19 protein-coding genes are annotated in these 15,594 nt (G+C 71.9%); 4 read left to right on the top strand and 15 right to left on the bottom strand.

Annotated features, from left to right (window positions below):
- Positions 1 to 14: 14 nt before the first annotated feature.
- From H5965_RS04100 to H5965_RS04070, 7 genes are read right to left on the bottom strand one after another with little or no spacing between them, the layout of a single operon-like run.
- Positions 15 to 485, bottom strand: a complete 471-nt coding sequence (locus H5965_RS04100) for a MarR family transcriptional regulator (protein ID WP_310967958.1) — start codon at positions 483 to 485, stop codon at positions 15 to 17.
- Positions 486 to 494: 9 nt separating this feature from the next.
- Positions 495 to 3,167 (bottom strand): fumarate reductase/succinate dehydrogenase flavoprotein subunit, encoded by a 2,673-nt coding sequence (locus H5965_RS04095; protein ID WP_310967957.1) that lies wholly within the window; start codon positions 3,165 to 3,167, stop codon positions 495 to 497.
- The gene (locus H5965_RS04090) at positions 3,164 to 3,883 is read right to left on the bottom strand and encodes an ABC transporter ATP-binding protein (protein WP_310967956.1); all 720 of its coding nucleotides are present in this window, start codon (positions 3,881 to 3,883) and stop codon (positions 3,164 to 3,166) included. The genes H5965_RS04095 and H5965_RS04090 overlap by 4 nt, the downstream gene beginning before the upstream one ends.
- Positions 3,880 to 4,713 (bottom strand): ABC transporter permease, encoded by an 834-nt coding sequence (locus H5965_RS04085; protein WP_310967955.1) that lies wholly within the window; start codon positions 4,711 to 4,713, stop codon positions 3,880 to 3,882. Before H5965_RS04085 ends, H5965_RS04090 begins: the two co-directional genes overlap by 4 nt.
- A complete protein-coding gene (locus H5965_RS04080; protein ID WP_310967954.1) occupies positions 4,710 to 6,098 on the bottom strand; it encodes an ABC transporter substrate-binding protein in 1,389 nt (462 codons plus the stop codon). The genes H5965_RS04085 and H5965_RS04080 overlap by 4 nt, the downstream gene beginning before the upstream one ends.
- Positions 6,095 to 6,322: a ferredoxin family protein gene (locus H5965_RS04075; protein ID WP_176173465.1), complete on the bottom strand. Its 228-nt coding sequence runs from the start codon at positions 6,320 to 6,322 to the stop codon at positions 6,095 to 6,097. Before H5965_RS04075 ends, H5965_RS04080 begins: the two co-directional genes overlap by 4 nt.
- A gap of 11 nt (positions 6,323 to 6,333) precedes the next feature.
- Entirely contained in the window at positions 6,334 to 7,050 is a 717-nt protein-coding gene (locus tag H5965_RS04070; protein ID WP_310967953.1) for a GntR family transcriptional regulator, read from the bottom strand.
- Positions 7,051 to 7,248: 198 nt separating this feature from the next.
- On the opposite strand from H5965_RS04070, the gene H5965_RS04065 reads away from it, so the two are divergent.
- On the top strand, positions 7,249 to 7,683 hold the full coding sequence (locus H5965_RS04065) for an SRPBCC family protein (RefSeq protein WP_310967952.1): 435 nt from the start codon (positions 7,249 to 7,251) through the stop codon (positions 7,681 to 7,683).
- Positions 7,684 to 7,834: 151 nt separating this feature from the next.
- Positions 7,835 to 8,842 (top strand): NADP-dependent oxidoreductase, encoded by a 1,008-nt coding sequence (locus H5965_RS04060; RefSeq protein WP_310967951.1) that lies wholly within the window; start codon positions 7,835 to 7,837, stop codon positions 8,840 to 8,842.
- Here the strand turns inward: H5965_RS04060 and H5965_RS04055 are convergent.
- Positions 8,839 to 9,462: an HAD family hydrolase gene (locus H5965_RS04055; RefSeq protein WP_310967950.1), complete on the bottom strand. Its 624-nt coding sequence runs from the start codon at positions 9,460 to 9,462 to the stop codon at positions 8,839 to 8,841. The genes H5965_RS04060 and H5965_RS04055 overlap by 4 nt on opposite strands.
- Positions 9,463 to 9,533: 71 nt before the next feature.
- On the opposite strand from H5965_RS04055, the gene H5965_RS04050 reads away from it, so the two are divergent.
- A complete protein-coding gene (locus H5965_RS04050) occupies positions 9,534 to 9,920 on the top strand; it encodes a helix-turn-helix transcriptional regulator (protein ID WP_310967949.1) in 387 nt (128 codons plus the stop codon).
- Here H5965_RS04050 and H5965_RS04045 read toward each other — a convergent pair.
- Both H5965_RS04045 and H5965_RS04040 read right to left on the bottom strand, forming a co-directional pair.
- Positions 9,835 to 10,449, bottom strand: coding sequence for a pyridoxamine 5'-phosphate oxidase family protein (locus tag H5965_RS04045; protein ID WP_310967948.1), 615 nt, complete (start codon positions 10,447 to 10,449; stop codon positions 9,835 to 9,837). The two genes, H5965_RS04050 and H5965_RS04045, sit on opposite strands and share 86 nt — an antisense overlap.
- A 9-nt stretch (positions 10,450 to 10,458) precedes the next feature.
- Positions 10,459 to 11,058, bottom strand: a complete 600-nt coding sequence (locus tag H5965_RS04040; protein WP_310967947.1) for a TetR/AcrR family transcriptional regulator — start codon at positions 11,056 to 11,058, stop codon at positions 10,459 to 10,461.
- 102 nt (positions 11,059 to 11,160) lie between these two features.
- Between H5965_RS04040 and H5965_RS04035 the strand changes: the two genes are divergently transcribed.
- Positions 11,161 to 12,210, top strand: a complete 1,050-nt coding sequence (locus tag H5965_RS04035; protein WP_310967946.1) for an NAD(P)-dependent alcohol dehydrogenase — start codon at positions 11,161 to 11,163, stop codon at positions 12,208 to 12,210.
- A gap of 21 nt (positions 12,211 to 12,231) precedes the next feature.
- Here the strand turns inward: H5965_RS04035 and purU are convergent, their stop codons facing one another.
- From purU to H5965_RS04010, 5 genes are all read right to left on the bottom strand, one after another.
- Positions 12,232 to 13,098 (bottom strand): formyltetrahydrofolate deformylase, encoded by an 867-nt coding sequence (gene purU, locus H5965_RS04030; protein WP_310967945.1) that lies wholly within the window; start codon positions 13,096 to 13,098, stop codon positions 12,232 to 12,234.
- Between the two features lie 97 nt (positions 13,099 to 13,195).
- On the bottom strand, positions 13,196 to 13,534 hold the full coding sequence (locus tag H5965_RS04025; RefSeq protein WP_310967944.1) for a hypothetical protein: 339 nt from the start codon (positions 13,532 to 13,534) through the stop codon (positions 13,196 to 13,198).
- A gap of 4 nt (positions 13,535 to 13,538) precedes the next feature.
- Complete coding sequence (locus H5965_RS04020; RefSeq protein WP_310967943.1) at positions 13,539 to 14,240, bottom strand: VTT domain-containing protein; 702 nt, start codon at positions 14,238 to 14,240, stop codon at positions 13,539 to 13,541.
- A 63-nt stretch (positions 14,241 to 14,303) separates the two neighbouring features.
- Positions 14,304 to 15,104, bottom strand: a complete 801-nt coding sequence (locus H5965_RS04015; protein WP_310967942.1) for a class I SAM-dependent methyltransferase — start codon at positions 15,102 to 15,104, stop codon at positions 14,304 to 14,306.
- Positions 15,083 to 15,589, bottom strand: a complete 507-nt coding sequence (locus H5965_RS04010; protein WP_310967941.1) for a DUF2505 domain-containing protein — start codon at positions 15,587 to 15,589, stop codon at positions 15,083 to 15,085. Before H5965_RS04010 ends, H5965_RS04015 begins: the two co-directional genes overlap by 22 nt.
- Positions 15,590 to 15,594 lie beyond the last annotated feature (5 nt).

The raw sequence follows: 15,594 nt of genomic DNA, 5'->3' as shown, positions 1-15,594 counted from the left end.
ACAGAACCCGCTGCTCAGCCCCCGGTCAGCGCCCCGGTCGCGTCCTGGCCCGCCGCCGTCGCGCGGCGCAGGAACCCGGTGATCAGCGCCAGCTCGTCCTCGCTGTAGCCGGCGCAGAGCTCGTCCATCGCGGTGTTCATCCCCGCGTACAGCCGGAACAGCTCACCGTTGCGGCCGCGGACCGCGCGGACGGCGACCGAGCGCCGGTCGGCCGCCTCGGGGTCGCGCTCGCGGACGATCCAGCCGCCCTTCTGCAGCCGGTCGAGGATGCCGGTCAGCGTCGCCGGGTGCAGACCCGCTCGGCGAGCGAGCGCGCTCGGGCTGAGCGGGCCGTGCCGGGCGATCAGCTCCAGGCACTCCAGGTCGACGTCCTTGAGCGCCAGCTGGGCGCTGACCTGGTGGTTCAGCAGTGCGAGCTGGTTGCGCAGCTCCCGCAGCGCGTCCTTCACCGCCACGGTCGACCGGCGGTGCGCTCCCGAACCCATGCCCGGAGCCTAACCGCCGAGGGCCATCCGCGTGTACGCGCGGACGTCGGCGTCCGAGTCCCCGCGCCGCGTCCTCAGCCGTGCCGCCACCGATGGCCGATCAGCCCACTTGCCCAGTGCCTGCACCGCCGCCCGGCGGACGTTCGGGTGCTCGTCCTCCAGCGCTTCGAGCAGCTGCTCGGACGGCTCGGCCAGCGCACCCAGCGCCGTCGCCGCCCCGCGGCGCACCTGCCACGCCGGGTCGGCGGCCGCGGCCACCGCGAGGTCCGCCAGGTCGCCGCCGCAGCCGAGGTCGGCGGCCGCGGTCAGCGCGGCCGCGCGCACCAGCAGGTCCGGGTCGACGGCCAGCGCGGACACCGTTCCGGTGGCCCGCGGGTCGCCGATCGTCCCCAGCCCGGCCGCCACCGCGACCCGGACCTCCCGGGAGGTGTCCGACGCCGCCTCCGCCAGCGTCGACGCCGCGTCCAGCGACACCAGGCCGCGGATCGCCTCCAGCCGGACCGCGACCGCCGGGTCGGCCAGCGAGGCGGCGAACAGCGGCACATCGCCGAGCCGCAGCGCCCGCAGGACGTCCAGGGCCACCGACCGCACGTCCGCGTCGGACACCGCCAGTGCCGACCGCAGCCCGTCGCCCAGGGACGACGTCGGTGCCAGCACCTCCACCAGCTCCCGCAGCCCGGCCGCCGCCGCGGCCCGCACGCGCGCGTCGATGTCGTGCAACGCCGTGACCAGCGCCGGCCCGAAGCCGTCCGGCGCCGACTCGGTGAGCACCGCGATCGCCGTCGTGCGGACCTCGGCGTCCGGATCGGAGAGGTAAGACGACAGCAGCGCGAGCGAAGGCTGTTCTTCCGCCAGCGCGACGACTTCGAGGACCCGCGGCGACGAATGCGTCCGCGCCGGGGAGACGGTGGTCGCGTCCGGTGGCGTGTGCCCGCTGAAGGCCGTGTGGGTGCCGAGGAGCTCGACGTCGAAGTCCGGCACCGCGAACTCCGGCACCGGCACGACGTACGGCGCGACCGGCCGCTTCACGAACTCCATCTCGCCGGCCGCCGTCTTGCGCAGGTTCAGGTGCGCGAGCCACGAGACGTCGTCGCGGCCCGGGTGGTCGGTCCGGTCGTGGTAGAGCCCCCACCGGCTTTCCGTCCGCACCAGCGAGGCCCGCGCGGCCATCTCGGCGCAGTCGCGGATGAACGTCACTTCGGCGCAGCGCATCAGCTCGTGCGGCGTCCGCGCGCCCATCGCCGCGATCTCGCCGGTCATGCGCGCGAACGTCTCCAGCGCGATCTCCAGCTTCGCCGTCGTCTTGGGCGGGGCAACGTAGTCGTTGACGAACCGCCGCAGCTTGTACTCCACCTGCTGCTGCGGCGGACCGTCCGGAGTGGACAGTGGCCGGTAGATCAACGAGTGTGCCGCAGCGATCTGGTCCTCGGGCAGCGAAGCCAGAGGAAGCAGGGAACCCGAAGCGTGCGCGCCCGCAAGGTCGCCGTAGACGAACGCGCCGATCATGTAGTTGTGCGGCACGCAGGCGAGGTCGCCCGCCGCGTACAGGCCGGGGACCGTCGTCGCGCCGTTCTCGTCCACCCAGACGCCGGACGCCGAATGCCCGCCGCACAGGCCGATCTCCGAGATGTGCATCTCGACGTCGTGCGTGCGGTAGTCGTGGCCGCGGGTGGCGTGGAACGTCCCGCGCGTCGGCCGTTCGGTCGTGTGCAGGATGTTCTCCAGCGCGCCGAGCGTCTCCTCCGGCAGGTGCGTCAGCTTGAGGTAGATCGGCCCGCGCGCCGACGAGATCTCGCGCGCGACCTCGGCCATCATCTGCCCGGACCAGTAGTCGCAGTCGACGAACCGATCGCCCGCCGCGTTGACCTGGTAGCCGCCGAACGGGTTGGCGACATAAGCGCAGGCCGGGCCGTTGTAGTCCTTGATCAGCGGGTTGATCTGGAAGCACTCGATCCCGGACAGCTCGGCGCCCGCGTGGTAGGCCATCGCGTAGCCGTCGCCGGCGTTCGTCGGGTTCTCGTAGGTGCCGTAGAGGTAGCCGCTCGACGGCAGGCCCAGCCGTCCGCACGGGCCGGTCGCGAGGATCACCGCGGACGCGGACACCGTGACGAACTCGCCGGTCCGCGTGTTGAACCCGGCGGCACCCACCGCACGCCCGCCGGACGTCAGGACCCGCACCGGCATCACGCGGTTCTCGATCGTGATGCGCTCGCGCATGTGCTTGGCCCGCAGCACGCGGTAGAGCACCTTCTTGATGTCCTTGCCCTCCGGCATCGGCAGCACGTAGCTGCCGGACCGGTGCACGGGGCGTACGGCGTACTCGCCGTACTCGTCCTTCTCGAACTTGACGCCGTACTTCTCCAGCCGCTGCACCATGGCGAACCCGCGCCGCGCGGTCTGGTACACAGTGGACTGGTTGACCACGCCGTCGTTGGCGCGGGTGATCTCGGCGACGTAGTCCTCCGGCGTCGCCTTGCCCGGGATGACCGCGTTGTTGACGCCGTCCATGCCCATCGCCAGCGCGCCCGAGTGCCGGACGTGCGCCTTCTCCAGCAGCAGCACGTTCGCGCCGTTCTCGGCGGCGGTCAGCGCGGCCATGGTCCCGGCGGTCCCGCCGCCGATGACCAGGACGTCGGTCTCGAAGTGCGTCCGCGAGGACAGCGGGGGTGCTTCGAACGTCATGCCGCCACCAGCCCGTCCAGGACTTCGGCGCGCTCGGCCGCCACGGCGGGCTCGGCCGTCCGCGGCCGCGACGACTCGACGACCTTCGCCAGCCGCCCGTCGCGGGTCAGCACGGCGACGCGGTCGGCCAGGAACAGCGCCTCGTCGACGTCGTGGGTCACGAACACCACCGTCGTCGGCCGCTTGCGCCACACCTCCACGAGCAGCCGCTGCATGGCCGTGCGGGTCTGGGCGTCCAGCGCGCCGAACGGCTCGTCGGCCAGGATGACCCGCGGCGCCCCGGCGAGGGTGCGGGCGAGCTGGACGCGCTGCCGCATGCCGCCGGACAGCTCTCGCGGCAGGTGGTCCTCGTACCCGGCCAGCCCGACCTGGTCCAGCCACGACTCGGCCTCCACCCGCCGCCGCGCCCGCGGGACGCGCCGGATGGACAGCGGCAGCTCGACGTTGCGGCGCACCGAGCGCCACGGCAGCAGCCCGTCGTCCTGGAACACCAGCGCGCGCTCCGCGGACGTGCCGGTCACCTCCACGCCCGCGGAAAGGACCTGCCCGGACGACGCCGGAAGCAGGCCCGCGAGAGTCCGCAGCAGTGTCGACTTGCCGCACCCGGAGGGACCGGTGACGGCCAGGATCTCGGCGTCGGCGACGTCGAGGTCGATGCCGGACAGCACCGCCCGCGGTCCGTAGTGGACGGTCAGGTTCTCGATGCGGAGGCTCATGCGTTCTCCCCTCGGGGCAGCCAGCGGGTGGCGCGGCGGCCGAGCAGTTCGACGGCGGCCGAGGTGACCCAGCCGAGCAGGCCGATGGTGAGCATCCCGACGATCACGCCGGGGTAGTCGACGACGGTGTAGGCCTGCCAGGTCCGGTAGCCGACGCCGAACTCGCCGGAGATCATCTCCGCCGAGATCACGCAGATCCACGAAACGCCCATGCCGACGGACAAGCCGCCGAACACGCCGGGCAGCGCGCCCGGCAGCACGACGTTCCACAGCACCCGCCGCCGCGAGCCGCCCATCGTGCGGATCGCGTCCTCCCAGACCACCGGCAGCGCGCGCACGGCGTGCCGCGTCGAGACCACGACCGGGAAGAACGCGGCGACGAAGGTGATGAAGACGATGCCCTGCTCGTTGCTGGGGAACAGCAGGATGGCGATGGGGACCATCGCGATGGCCGGGATCGGCCGCAGGACTTCCAGCAGCGGCTGGACGACGTCGGACGTGCCGCGGGAGCGCGCGATCGCCGTGCCGAGCCCGATCCCGAAGACCGCGGCGAGAGCGAACCCGGTGACGATCCGCCGCAGGCTGTCCAGGAGGTCTTGGTAGTAGACGGCGGTGCCGAGCTGGTAGCCGAGGTCGCGGGCGACTTCGACCGGGGTGGGGAGGCGGTCGAAGTGCAGCCACAGGTCGACGTCGAACGCGGTCAGCAGCTCCCAGACGACCAGGGCGGCGACGATGCTGCCGGCGCGGACGGCGAGCCGGCTGAACCGGCGTCTCGGGGGTGCCGGTGGGGTGACGACGGTGGCGGGTTCGTGGTCGAGGGTCTGGGTCATCGGGACTCCTCCACGGCTTGCGCGTAGCTGACGATCGAGCCGGGGTGCCCGGCGAGGTGGGCGCGGGCGCCGTCTTCGGTGGTGAAGGGCAACAGCGCGCCGCCCGCGTCGCGCACCCAGACGGCCTTGTCGGCGAACCAGCGGGTGCCCGTGGCCGCGTCCGGGACGTAGGCCGCGCGGACCGGCTTCGCCGCGTGGGCCACGGCCTTGAGCAGGCACGATGGCGTGGCGGCGGGGTGCGTCGCGGTCTCGCCGGACAGCCACAGCTCACCGGCGGCGCGCGGATCGGTGACGGGCCGCGAGCACGTCGTGTCGAAACCCGTCACCGGCGCCGGATTGTCCGAAGAGGACGCGGCCGGGTCGTACGACGGGCCGTAGATCTCCCGCAGGTACCGGTCGTCGACGAACGCGCCGAGGTCGAGCCGCTTGATGTTGCCGATCGAACGCAGGAACGGCGCGTCGGTCTCCAGCGCGCTGATCAGCGGGCGCTTCAGCGGCAGGTCGAAGGTGACCATGCCGCCGGCGCCGTTGTAGAGGTAGACGACCTCGGGCGGCAGCTTGGTGGCGGACGCGACCTTCAGCGCCGCGTCCATCGGGTGCTGGTGCAGGTAGTCCGTTGCGTCCCGTTGCGCGCGCAGGAACGCCGTGACGACGTCGTGGTGACTGTCCGCATAGGACTCCCGGACGACGACGCCGTGCCAGGTCGGCAGGTTCAGCGCCGAGCCGTCGTAGAGCAGCCGGGCCTGGTTTGCGAACACCAGCTGGCCCGGCCAGGCGACGAATTGCCCGAGCGCGTCGACCGACCCGGACAGCAGCCCGGACGCGCCGACCGCGGGCGCCTGGTTCTGCAGGTGGACGTCGTCGGGGCCGATGCCGATGTTCTGCAGCGCGTGCACGGTGGTGCCGTGGCCGGCTGAGCCGATGCTGGCCGAAATCTTCTTCCCGCGCAGGTCGGCCAAGGCGTGGGCCGGCGACTTCGGCGGCACGACCACCATGTTGAGCGCGCCGAGCAGGTTGTAGCCGGTCGCGGCGACGAGCTTGGTGCGGCCGTCGCCGAACTCCTGCGTCCGCGAGCCGTTGATGAGCAACGGGTAGTCGCCCATCGAGCCGATGTCGATCTTCCCGGCCACCATCTGCGCGGTGATCGGCGCGCCGGTCGAGTAGTCCTGCCAGGTGACGTGATAGCGCTTCCCGTCCCGTTTGCCCAGGTCGGCGAGGCGCTGCTCGAAGTACCCCAGCGACCGCAGCAGCGTGCCCGCGGTGACGGTGTTGATCGTCTTCGACTGGTAGCCGATGACGACATCGACATCGCCGGACGTCGACGCGTTCGCGGTGCAGCCCGCGGCCAGCAGCGCGGCGGCGAGCAGGAGCCGGACGGCTTTCACCGCAGCAGGTACGGCATGTTGATGGTGACCGCGCCGGTGGGGCAGCGCGCCGCGCACGGCCCGCAGTACCAGCACTCGTCGACGTGCATGTACGCCTTGTCGGTGTCCGGGTCGATGGCCAGCGAATCGAGCGGGCACATGTCGACGCACAGCCGGCAGCCGTCGAGGCACTTCGACTCGTCGATCGTCACCGGGACGTCGACCCGGCTCGGCACGAGGGGCATGGTGGTCTCCTTCAGGAACGGTCGAGGCGGGCGCGCATGGTGAGGCGGTCGCCGCGCAGGCGGATGTACTCGAGGTCGACGGGCCGTCCGTCGGCGAAGTGCGTGAGGCGCTCCCACCGCAGCAGCGCCGCGCCCGGCGGAACTTCGAGGACCGCGGCGGTTTCCGGGTCGGCGTTGAGCGCTTCGACGTCGATGTCGGCGTAGCCCAGCCGCTGCCCGGACGTCTCTTCGATGAGCGCGAAGACGTCCCGGCCGGCGAGGTCGTGCTCCAGCAGCGGCTTCCCGATCCCGGGCAGCAGGTAGGTCAGGTCGAGCGACAGCGGGACGCCGTCGAGGCGCCGCAGGCGTTCGAGGTAGACGACTTCGGAGCGCTCGGGCACGCCGAGCCGCTGCGCCACCACGGCCGGGGCGGGCACCAGGTCCGCCGTCCGGACGTCGTTGGTCACCTCGCCGTGTTCGCGCAGCACCTCGGCAAGGCCGGCCAGCCGGTTGAGCCCGTGCGGGTACTTGTGGCCGACGACGACCGTGCCGACGCCGGGCTGGCGGGCGATCAGGCCGTCGTCGCGCAGCAGCGCGAGAGCCTCCCGCACGGTGTTGCGGGTCGCCGAGAACTCCACCGTGAGGTCCTCCTCGCACGGCAGCGTCTCCTCGGCCAGCACCTGACGGCGCAGCAGGTCGGCCAGCTGCCGGGCGCTGTCGGATCTCGTCCGCCGGGGTGTCGTGGGCATGGCGGCGAGGATGGCCAGCGGACGTTAACACCGTGTTACGCCACCAATTGAACCGAAAGCGACGCTCTGACCTGCGAAAACGGCAGTCCAGAGCGGACTTCCGCCGCTCACTATCTGGGACGTCCGAGGGCGCCCGCCGCGGGTGCGGTGCGCGGTGAAATCGTGGACCCTGATTCGTACGCCGGGAGAAGGAGTGAAATGGGAAAGGTCACGGCCACCGCGGAGCGCACCATCGACGCCCCGGCCGACAAGGTCCGCGCGCTCGTCGCCGACTACGCCGAGACGCGGCCGAAGCTGCTCACCGAGCACTACCGCGACTACCAGGTCACCGAAGGCGGCATCGGCGCCGGGACCAAGGCCGGCTGGAAGCTGCAGGCGACCTCCAAGCGGGTGCGGGACGTGCGGGCGACCGTCACCGAGCCGCGGCCGGGGACGCTGGTCGAGACCGACGCGAACTCCAGCATGGTCACCACGTGGACGGTCACCGAAGCGGGGGAACGCAGCGTCGTGAAGATCGAGACCACCTGGGACGGTGCCGGCGGCATCGGCGGCTTCTTCGAGAAGACGTTCGCCCCCGGCGGGCTCAAGAAGATCTACGACGGTGTGCTGGAGAAGCTCGCCGAAATAGTGTGACAGCGGCGCGGAGCGCCTCCGTTGAGGGTGGTGGCGGGGAAGAAGGTCGGGTGTGACGCCTCACAATCGGAATCTGCGCCCCGGTTAGCTGGTTACATCGGGTGGAATCCGGGGCGCCTGCCCCGCTTCGAGACTTGGAGGAGATTCGACGATGACCACGGCGACCGAAATCCGGCTGGCTTCGCGTCCGGAAGGCGTGCCGACGCACGACAACTTCGAGATCGTCGACACCGAGGTGCCGACGGCGGGCGACGGCCAGATCCTGGTGCGCAACCTGGTGATGAGCGTCGATCCCGCGATGCGCGGCCGGATGAAGGACGTGAAGTCCTACGCGCCGCCGTTCCAGGTCGGCGAGGTCATGTCCGGCGGGGCGGTCGGCGAGGTCGTCGAATCGAACGTCGACGACGTCAAGGTGGGCGACCACGTCCTGCACCAGGCCGGCTGGCGCACCCACGCCGTGCTCGACGCGGGCCGGTACGTCAAGGTCGACGGGGCCGCGGCGCCGCTGTCGACCTACCTCGGCGTGCTCGGCATGCCGGGCCTCACCGCGTACGCGGGCCTCCTGGAGTCGGCCGAGTTCAAGCCGGGCGACACCGTGTTCGTCTCCGGCGCGGCCGGCGCGGTTGGCTCCCTGGTCGGGCAGCTCGCGAAGCTGAAGGGCGCCAAGCGCGTCATCGGCTCGGCGGGCTCGGCGGAGAAGGTCCGGCACCTGATCGACGACCTCGGCTTCGACGCCGCCTTCAACTACAAGGACGGCCCGGTCGCCGAGCAGCTGCACCAGGCGGCGCCGGAGGGCATCGACGTCTACTTCGACAACGTCGGCGGCGAGCACCTCGAAGCCGCGATCGACGCGATCACCCTGCACGGCCGGATCGCCATCTGCGGGATGATCTCGACGTACAACGCGACCGAGCCGACGCCGGCGCCGCGCAACCTCGCGCAGGTCATCGCCAAGCGGCTCACCATCCGCGGCCTCCTGGTGATCGACCACTGGCACCTGCAGCAGCAGTTCGTCACCGAGGTCGCGCCGCTGGTGAGCTCCGGCGAGATCAAGTACTCGGAGACCTTCGTCGACGGCATCCGCAACGCGCCCGAGGCGTTCCTCGGCCTGCTGTCGGGCGCCAACACCGGCAAGATGCTGGTCCGGATCGCCGGCTAGAGCAGTTCGGCCAGTTCCGGCAGCGTCGACGCGGTGTAGGTGGGCGCGGGCGAGCCGGGCAGCGGGTGGACGCCGGGACGGGTGAGCAACGCCGTCCCGAGCCCCGCCGCCTGGGCGCCCGCGATGTCCCAGTCGTGCGCGGCGATCATGACCGCGCGCTGCCCGGGGTAGGCGGCCGTGACCTGGAGGTACGGCTCCGGCGCGGGCTTGAGTCGGCCCACCTGCTCGGCCGAGAAGATCCGGTCGAGCAGCGGCGCCAGCCCGGCGTTCTGCAGCTGCGCCTCGGCGGTGGCGAGCGGCGAGTTCGTCAGCGCGACGACGGTGTGGCCCCGCTCGCGCAGTCGCACCAGGCCCGGCTCGACGTCCGGGTGGGCCGGGAGGCTGCGCAGCCCGGCGCCCACCCGCGCGAGGTCGACCTCCCGCCCGTGCCGGGCCGCGGCCTCGATCGCGGCGTCACCGGCGATGCCCGCGAAGTCGCGGTAGCCGCCGGTCGCCGTCACGGTCAGGACGGTGTGGATGGCCAGCCCGAACCACTCGCGCCGCAGCTCGGCCCCGCCGATCAGGGGATCCATCGCGGCCAGGTCGAGCAGGGTCTCGTTGACGTCGAAGACGCACAGCACTGAGGGCCTCCGGAGGTTCGATGGTGTTCGTACCTCGCCGAAGGTACGATGATTGTCGTACCATGTCCAGCATGCCTGGTGAGTTCCCCGTTCCCGAGCTGGCCGAGGTCGACCTCGGCGCGGTGCTGTCCGCCCTCGCGGACCCGCACCGGCGTGAGGTGGTGCTGCAGCTGCTCCGCGAGGACGGCGAAGAGCGGGCCTGTGCGTCGTTCCCGCTGCCGATCGCCAAGTCGACCCGGACCCACCACTGGCGCGTGCTGCGCGAAGCCGGCCTGGTCCGGCAGCGCGACGCGGGGAACGGCACGTTCGTCCGCCTGCGCCGCGACGAGTTCGACGCGCGGTTCCCCGGGTTGCTCGACGTGGTCGCCGGGATCAGTACTGCTGGGTCCGCGCCCGTTCGTCGAGCCGCGCGTCCAGTTCCCCGGCCGCGATCGGCAGGGACATCTGGTCGCGCATGATGGTGCCCATCGACGGCAGCGTCGAACGGTCCGGCCAGGTCTCCGGCTGCCACAGCGACGACCGCAGGAACGCCTTCGCGCAGTGCATGTACAGCTCTTCGACCTCGACGACCACCGCGAGCTTCGGCCGTTTCCCCCGGACGACCAGGTCGTCGAAGAACGGCGCGTCCGAAACCAGCTTCGCGCGGCCGTTGACCCGGAGCGTCTCGTTCATGCCCGGGATCAGGAACAGCAGCCCGGCGTGCGGGTTGTCGACGATGTTGCGGAAGCTGTCGATCAGCTTGTTGCCCGGCCGGTCCGCGAGGACCAGCGTCCGGTCGTCGAGCACCAGCACCGAACCCGCCGGGTCGCCGCGCGGGGAGACGTCGCAGCTGCCGTCCGGTGCCGACGTGGCCAGCAGCACGAACGGCGAGTGCGCGATCAGGGTGCGTGCGTGCTCGTCGATCCGGTCGATGACCTTCTGCTGCGTCAGCTCGGCGGCCTCGCCGATCACTTCGCGCAGTGCTTCGTGTGAGTCGATGATCCCCATGCGCCCAAGCTAGCGCGCAGCACCGGCACTCCGGCCCGCGATGACGATCCGCGCGGCCTCGGTCGACTTCCGCACCACCAGGTCCACCGAATAGCCGTGCTTGACGAAGACGCCGTCGAGCTGGAACGTGCCGTAGCCGTGCGCCTGGGTGAACAGCTGCTCCATCAGCTCCAGCGCCGTCGCCGGGTCCGGGGCGACCGTCAGGCAGCGCAGCAGGAACTCGTCGGTCAGCCGGCGGGTCTGCTCGTGCAGGCCGGTGTGCTCCGGGCCGTGGAGGCCGTCGGCGTAGAGGATGTTCATCCCGGCCCGGCGCTCGATCACGTACCGCGTGTACGCGCCCGCGGCCGCGGCCAGGGCGTCCGCCGGGTCCTCGTGCCCGGCCGCCGCCTCGGTGACGCGGTCGGCCAGCTGGCAGGCGATGTGGCCGGCCACCTCGGCCAGCAGGCTCTCCCGGGTGGGGAAGTGCCGGTAGGGCGCGCCCGGGCTGACCTTCGCCCGCCTCGCCACCTCGGCGACCGAGAAGCCGGCCAGGCCCTGCTCGGCGATGAGGTCGAGCGAGACGCGCACGAGCTCGCCGCGGAGGTCGCCGTGGTGGTACTTGCCGCCCATGACCCGGATCACATCTCCCGTTCGAAATATGTAAGAGCCCTCTTACGTAGAGGTGTAAGAGACCTCTTACGAGGACGACGGTACTTGAACTTGGAGGGTTCCATGAGCACGACCACGCACGCCATCGCCGTTCCGGCGCCGGGCGCGCCGCTGGCGCCGACCACGATCGAGCGCCGTGACCTGCGTCCCGACGACGTGCTGATCGACATCGCCTACGCCGGCATCTGCCACAGCGACATCCACCAGGCCAAGGAGGACTGGGGCCAGGCGATCTTCCCGATGGTCCCGGGCCACGAGATCGCCGGCGTGGTCGCCGCGGTCGGTTCGGACGTCACGAAGTACCAGGTCGGCGACCGCGTCGGCGTCGGCTGCATGGTCGACTCCTGCGGCGAGTGCGAATACTGCCGGGCCGGTACCGAGCAGTTCTGCGTCAAGGGCAACGTCCAGACCTACAACGGCGTCGGCTTCGACGGCGAGAACACCTACGGCGGCTACAGCAACCAGATCGTCGTGAAGGACGCCTTCGTCTGCCGCATCCCCGAGGGCATCGACCTCGACGTCGCCGCGCCGCTGCTGTGCGCGGGCATCACCACCTACTCGCCGCTGCACCACTGGGGTGCCGGCCCCGGCAAGAAGGTCGCCGTGATCGGCCTCGGCGGGCTCGGCCACCTGGGCGTGAAGATCGCGGCCGCCATGGGCGCCGAGGTGACCGTGCTGAGCCAGAGCCTCAAGAAGCAGGAAGACGGCCTGAAGCTGGGCGCTTCCGACTATTACGCGACCAGCGACGAGGCGACCTTCGAAACGCTCAAGGGCAAGTTCGACCTCATCCTCAACACCGTGTCGGCCAAGCTGCCGGTGGACGCCTACCTCGGCCTGCTGCGGGTCGGCGGCGCGATGGTGAACGTCGGCGCGCCCGGCGAACCGCTGGCCTACAACGCCTTCTCGCTGCTCGGCGGCAACAAGGTGCTGGCCGGCTCGATGATCGGCGGCATCGCCGAGACCCAGGAGATGCTGGACTTCTGCGCGGAGCACGGCATCGGCGCGGAGATCGAGACGATCTCGGCCGACAAGGTCAACGAGGCCTACGAGCGCGTCGAGAACTCCGACGTCCGCTACCGGTTCGTCATCGACGCGTCGACGATCGGCGCGTGATCCGCGGGCACGGCAACCGGGTCAGAACACCACGGTCCGGTTGCCGTGCACCAGCACGCGGTTCTCCAGGTGCCACCGGAGGCCGCGGGCGAGCGTGACCTTCTCGATGTCGCGGCCCTTGCGGACCATGTCCTCGACCGAGTCGCCGTGGTCGACGCGGATGACGTCCTGCTCGATGATCGGGCCCGCGTCGAGGTCCGCCGTCACGTAGTGGCAGGTCGCGCCGACCAGCTTCACGCCGCGGGTGTGGGCCTGGTGGTACGGCTTCGCGCCGATGAACGACGGCAGGAAGCTGTGGTGGATGTTGATCGCCCGGCCGGCCCACTCGCGGCACAGGTCCGCGGGCAGGATCTGCATGAACCGGGCCAGCACCACCGCGTGCGGGTCGTGCTCGTCGACCAGCTTGCGGACCTGCTCGAACGCCTCTTGTTTGCCACCGGCCGGGAACGGCACGTGGTGGAACGGGATGCCGTGCGCGCGGGTGATGTCGGCCAGCGAGTCGTGGTTGCCGATCACCGCGGCGACGTCGACGTCGAGCTCCCCGGACGCGACCCGGCCGAGCAGGTCGTACAGGCAGTGCCCGGCCTTGGAGACGAGGATCACCGCGCGGCGCCGCTCGCCGGTGTCGCTGACCTGCCAGCTCGACTCGGCCGACAGCTCCGCGGCCACCTCGCCGAAGCGGGCGCGCAGCTCGGCGGCGTCGAAGGGCAGCGAGTCGGCCCGGACCACCTGGCGAGTGAAGAACCAGCCCGTGTCCGGGTCGGTGTGGTAGGCCGCCTCGACGATCCAGCCGCCGTGCTCGGCGAGGAACCCGGAGATCCGGGCGATGATGCCGGTGCGGTCGGGACAGCCGAAGGTGATGACGTAGCGGCGTTCGGGAGCGGTCACCCGGACATTCTCCCTGGCGCTGGTCAGCCTGCCGGGAGCCGGGCGGGTCCCCGGTGCCGCGAATGACTCATTCGGGACCTCCGGCGTCCCGAATGAGTCATTCGCGACGTTCCGGGCCGCCGCTGCACCCGGCCGAACCCGGCAGCACGACGGCGCAAACGAGTTCGCCGGGCCCCTCGGCGAGCTCGGGCGGCAGGCGCGTCGGCACGGGCGTGGCGAGCGCGGATTCGGCGTCGAGGCGGTGGATCGCCGTCGCGTGGGCCAGCCGGCCGGTCCACGGCGATCCGGGGTTCCGCACCAGGGCTTCGCGCAGGGCGAGGCGCTGCCCGTCCCACCACCCGAGCACGTCGTCCCAGCCCGGTGGCGGCGTCGGTGGCGAAGGCCGGTCCAGCACCCGGCCGATGGCCGCGCAGTGCACGGAAGCGATGTGCGTCACCAGGTCATGGACAGTCCACTTCGGACAGTTCGGCACCGGGGCCGACGGGCCGGCCGTCAGCGCCGCCCGCTTCAGCGCGTCGGCGTGGACGTCGATCGCTTCGAGCATGGGCCGACCGTAGCCGCCTTCCGGCCTCGATGGCGAACACCAACCCCAGGCCGAGGCTGAAGGACAGCAGCAGGCCCTTGGCCGGTTCGTCGGCGAAGGCGGCGCCGCCGGCGAGGCCGATCAGCACGCTGTACACCGCCCAGATCGCCGCGCCGGCGGCGTCGAGCGGCACGAACCGGCGCAGCGGGTAGCCGAGGCTGCCGTTGGCCAGCGCGCTGGCGACCCGCCCGCCCGGCAGGTAGCGGGCCGCGATGATCAGCAGCCCGCCGTTGCGCCGCACCTGGTCGCGGGCCCATTCGTGACGACGGCGGCCCTCGGGCCCGCGCTGCAGCCGCGCGATGGCCTGTGGCCCGGCGGCGCGGCCGACGGCGTACCCGAGGCAGTCGCCCGCCCACGCGCCTCCGGCCGCCACCGCGGCGAGCAGGACGAGCGGCACGGGGTCGGGGCCGAGCAGGACGGCGACGGTGACGACCGTGGTCTCGCTGGGCATGAACGGCAGCAGCGCGTCCAATCCGGACACGGCGAAGACGAGCACCCACAGCCACGGCGAGCCGAGCGTGCCCCGCAGCAGCTCGGTGACCTGCCCCAGGAGTTCCACGGCTCAATGGTGATCACCGGAGGTCACCCCTGGGTGACGCAGCGGGGGTGGCTCGGTGAACGTTCAGGCGGGGGCGACCGCTGCCCACGGGACGGTCAGCTCGCCGAGGCGGACGCGCGACGGCGGGCCCAGCACCGGCCAGCCCCGCGCGGCCAGCAGCCGGACCGTCTCCAGCCACCGCGACCGCACGCCGAACGACTGGTGGGGAGCCGCCGTCGCCCAGCAGATGTCCAGCTCGGACAGCAGCGCGTGGACGCGCTCGCCGGGCACGTTCCGGTGGATCAGCGCCTTCGGCAGCCGCTCGGCGATCGTCGCCGGGCGGTCCAGGCCCGCCAGCCGCATCGAGAGCGTCAGGGAGACCGGGCCGGAGCGGGCCACCAGGACCCACGTCGACAGCCGGCCGATCTCGTCGCAGGTGCCCTCGACCAGGAGGCCTTCGGCGGGCATCGAGTCCAGCATCAGGCCCCACGCGCCCGCGACCTCGTCCTCCGCGTACTGCCGGAGGACGTTGAACGCCCGCACGAGCACCGGCCGCGTCCCGGCCAGCTCGAACCCGCCGCGGCGGAAATCCAGCAGCGGCGGCGACGCGGCGGACTGGGCTGCCGCCACCCGCACCGGATCCAGCTCCAGGCCGAGCACCCGGACGTCCGGGCGGACCCGGCGCAGCCAGCGGGCGAGCTCGACCGTCGTCACCGGGGAAGCGCCGTAGCCGAGGTCGACGACCAGCGGATCGGCCGCCGAGCGCAGCAGGCGGGACGTCGACGGCGCGGACGCGATCCAGCGGTCGACCCGGCGCAGGCGGTTCGGGTTGGTCGTGCCGCGCGTCGGCGCGCCGACCGGGCTCAGTTTGCTTGCGCGAGCCACTTCGCGGTGAATTCGGCTTCGCGCTCCAGCAGTTTCGTGACCTGCTCGGCGATCACGCTCTCCAGCTTCCCGCCGAACAGCGGGATCCGGACCGTCACCTCGCCGCTGGTCCGGTGCACGGTCTTGCCGTCGCCGGCCAGCAGGGCCGTCCGCGCGGTGATCTCGCCCGGGACGCCGCCGACCTCGACCGAAGCGTTGCCCTGGCGGCCGGTGCCGTCGTTGCTCACGCGCCAGGTCTGCGTGCGGGTCACCAGCAGGTCGCCCTTGTGCAGTGTCCGCACCGCCTGCGGGAGCTTGTCCGCGCTGATGCCCTGCCGCAGCTGGTAGCGCAGGTCCGTGCCGGACACCTCGTACGCCAGCAGCGCCGCGCCGTGGCCGCCGATCTCCTCGAGGCGGGCCCGCAGCGCGTCCTCGCCGGCGACGGCCGCGTACGTGGACGCGACGTCGGCGGCGAACTCAGCGCGGTGCTCGATCCGGGATCCCATGGACC

It is taken from the genome of Amycolatopsis sp. 505 (genome assembly GCF_031625235.1).
GTDB lineage: Bacteria > Actinomycetota > Actinomycetes > Mycobacteriales > Pseudonocardiaceae > Amycolatopsis.
This window is presented reverse-complemented; position numbering and strand designations above follow the sequence as displayed.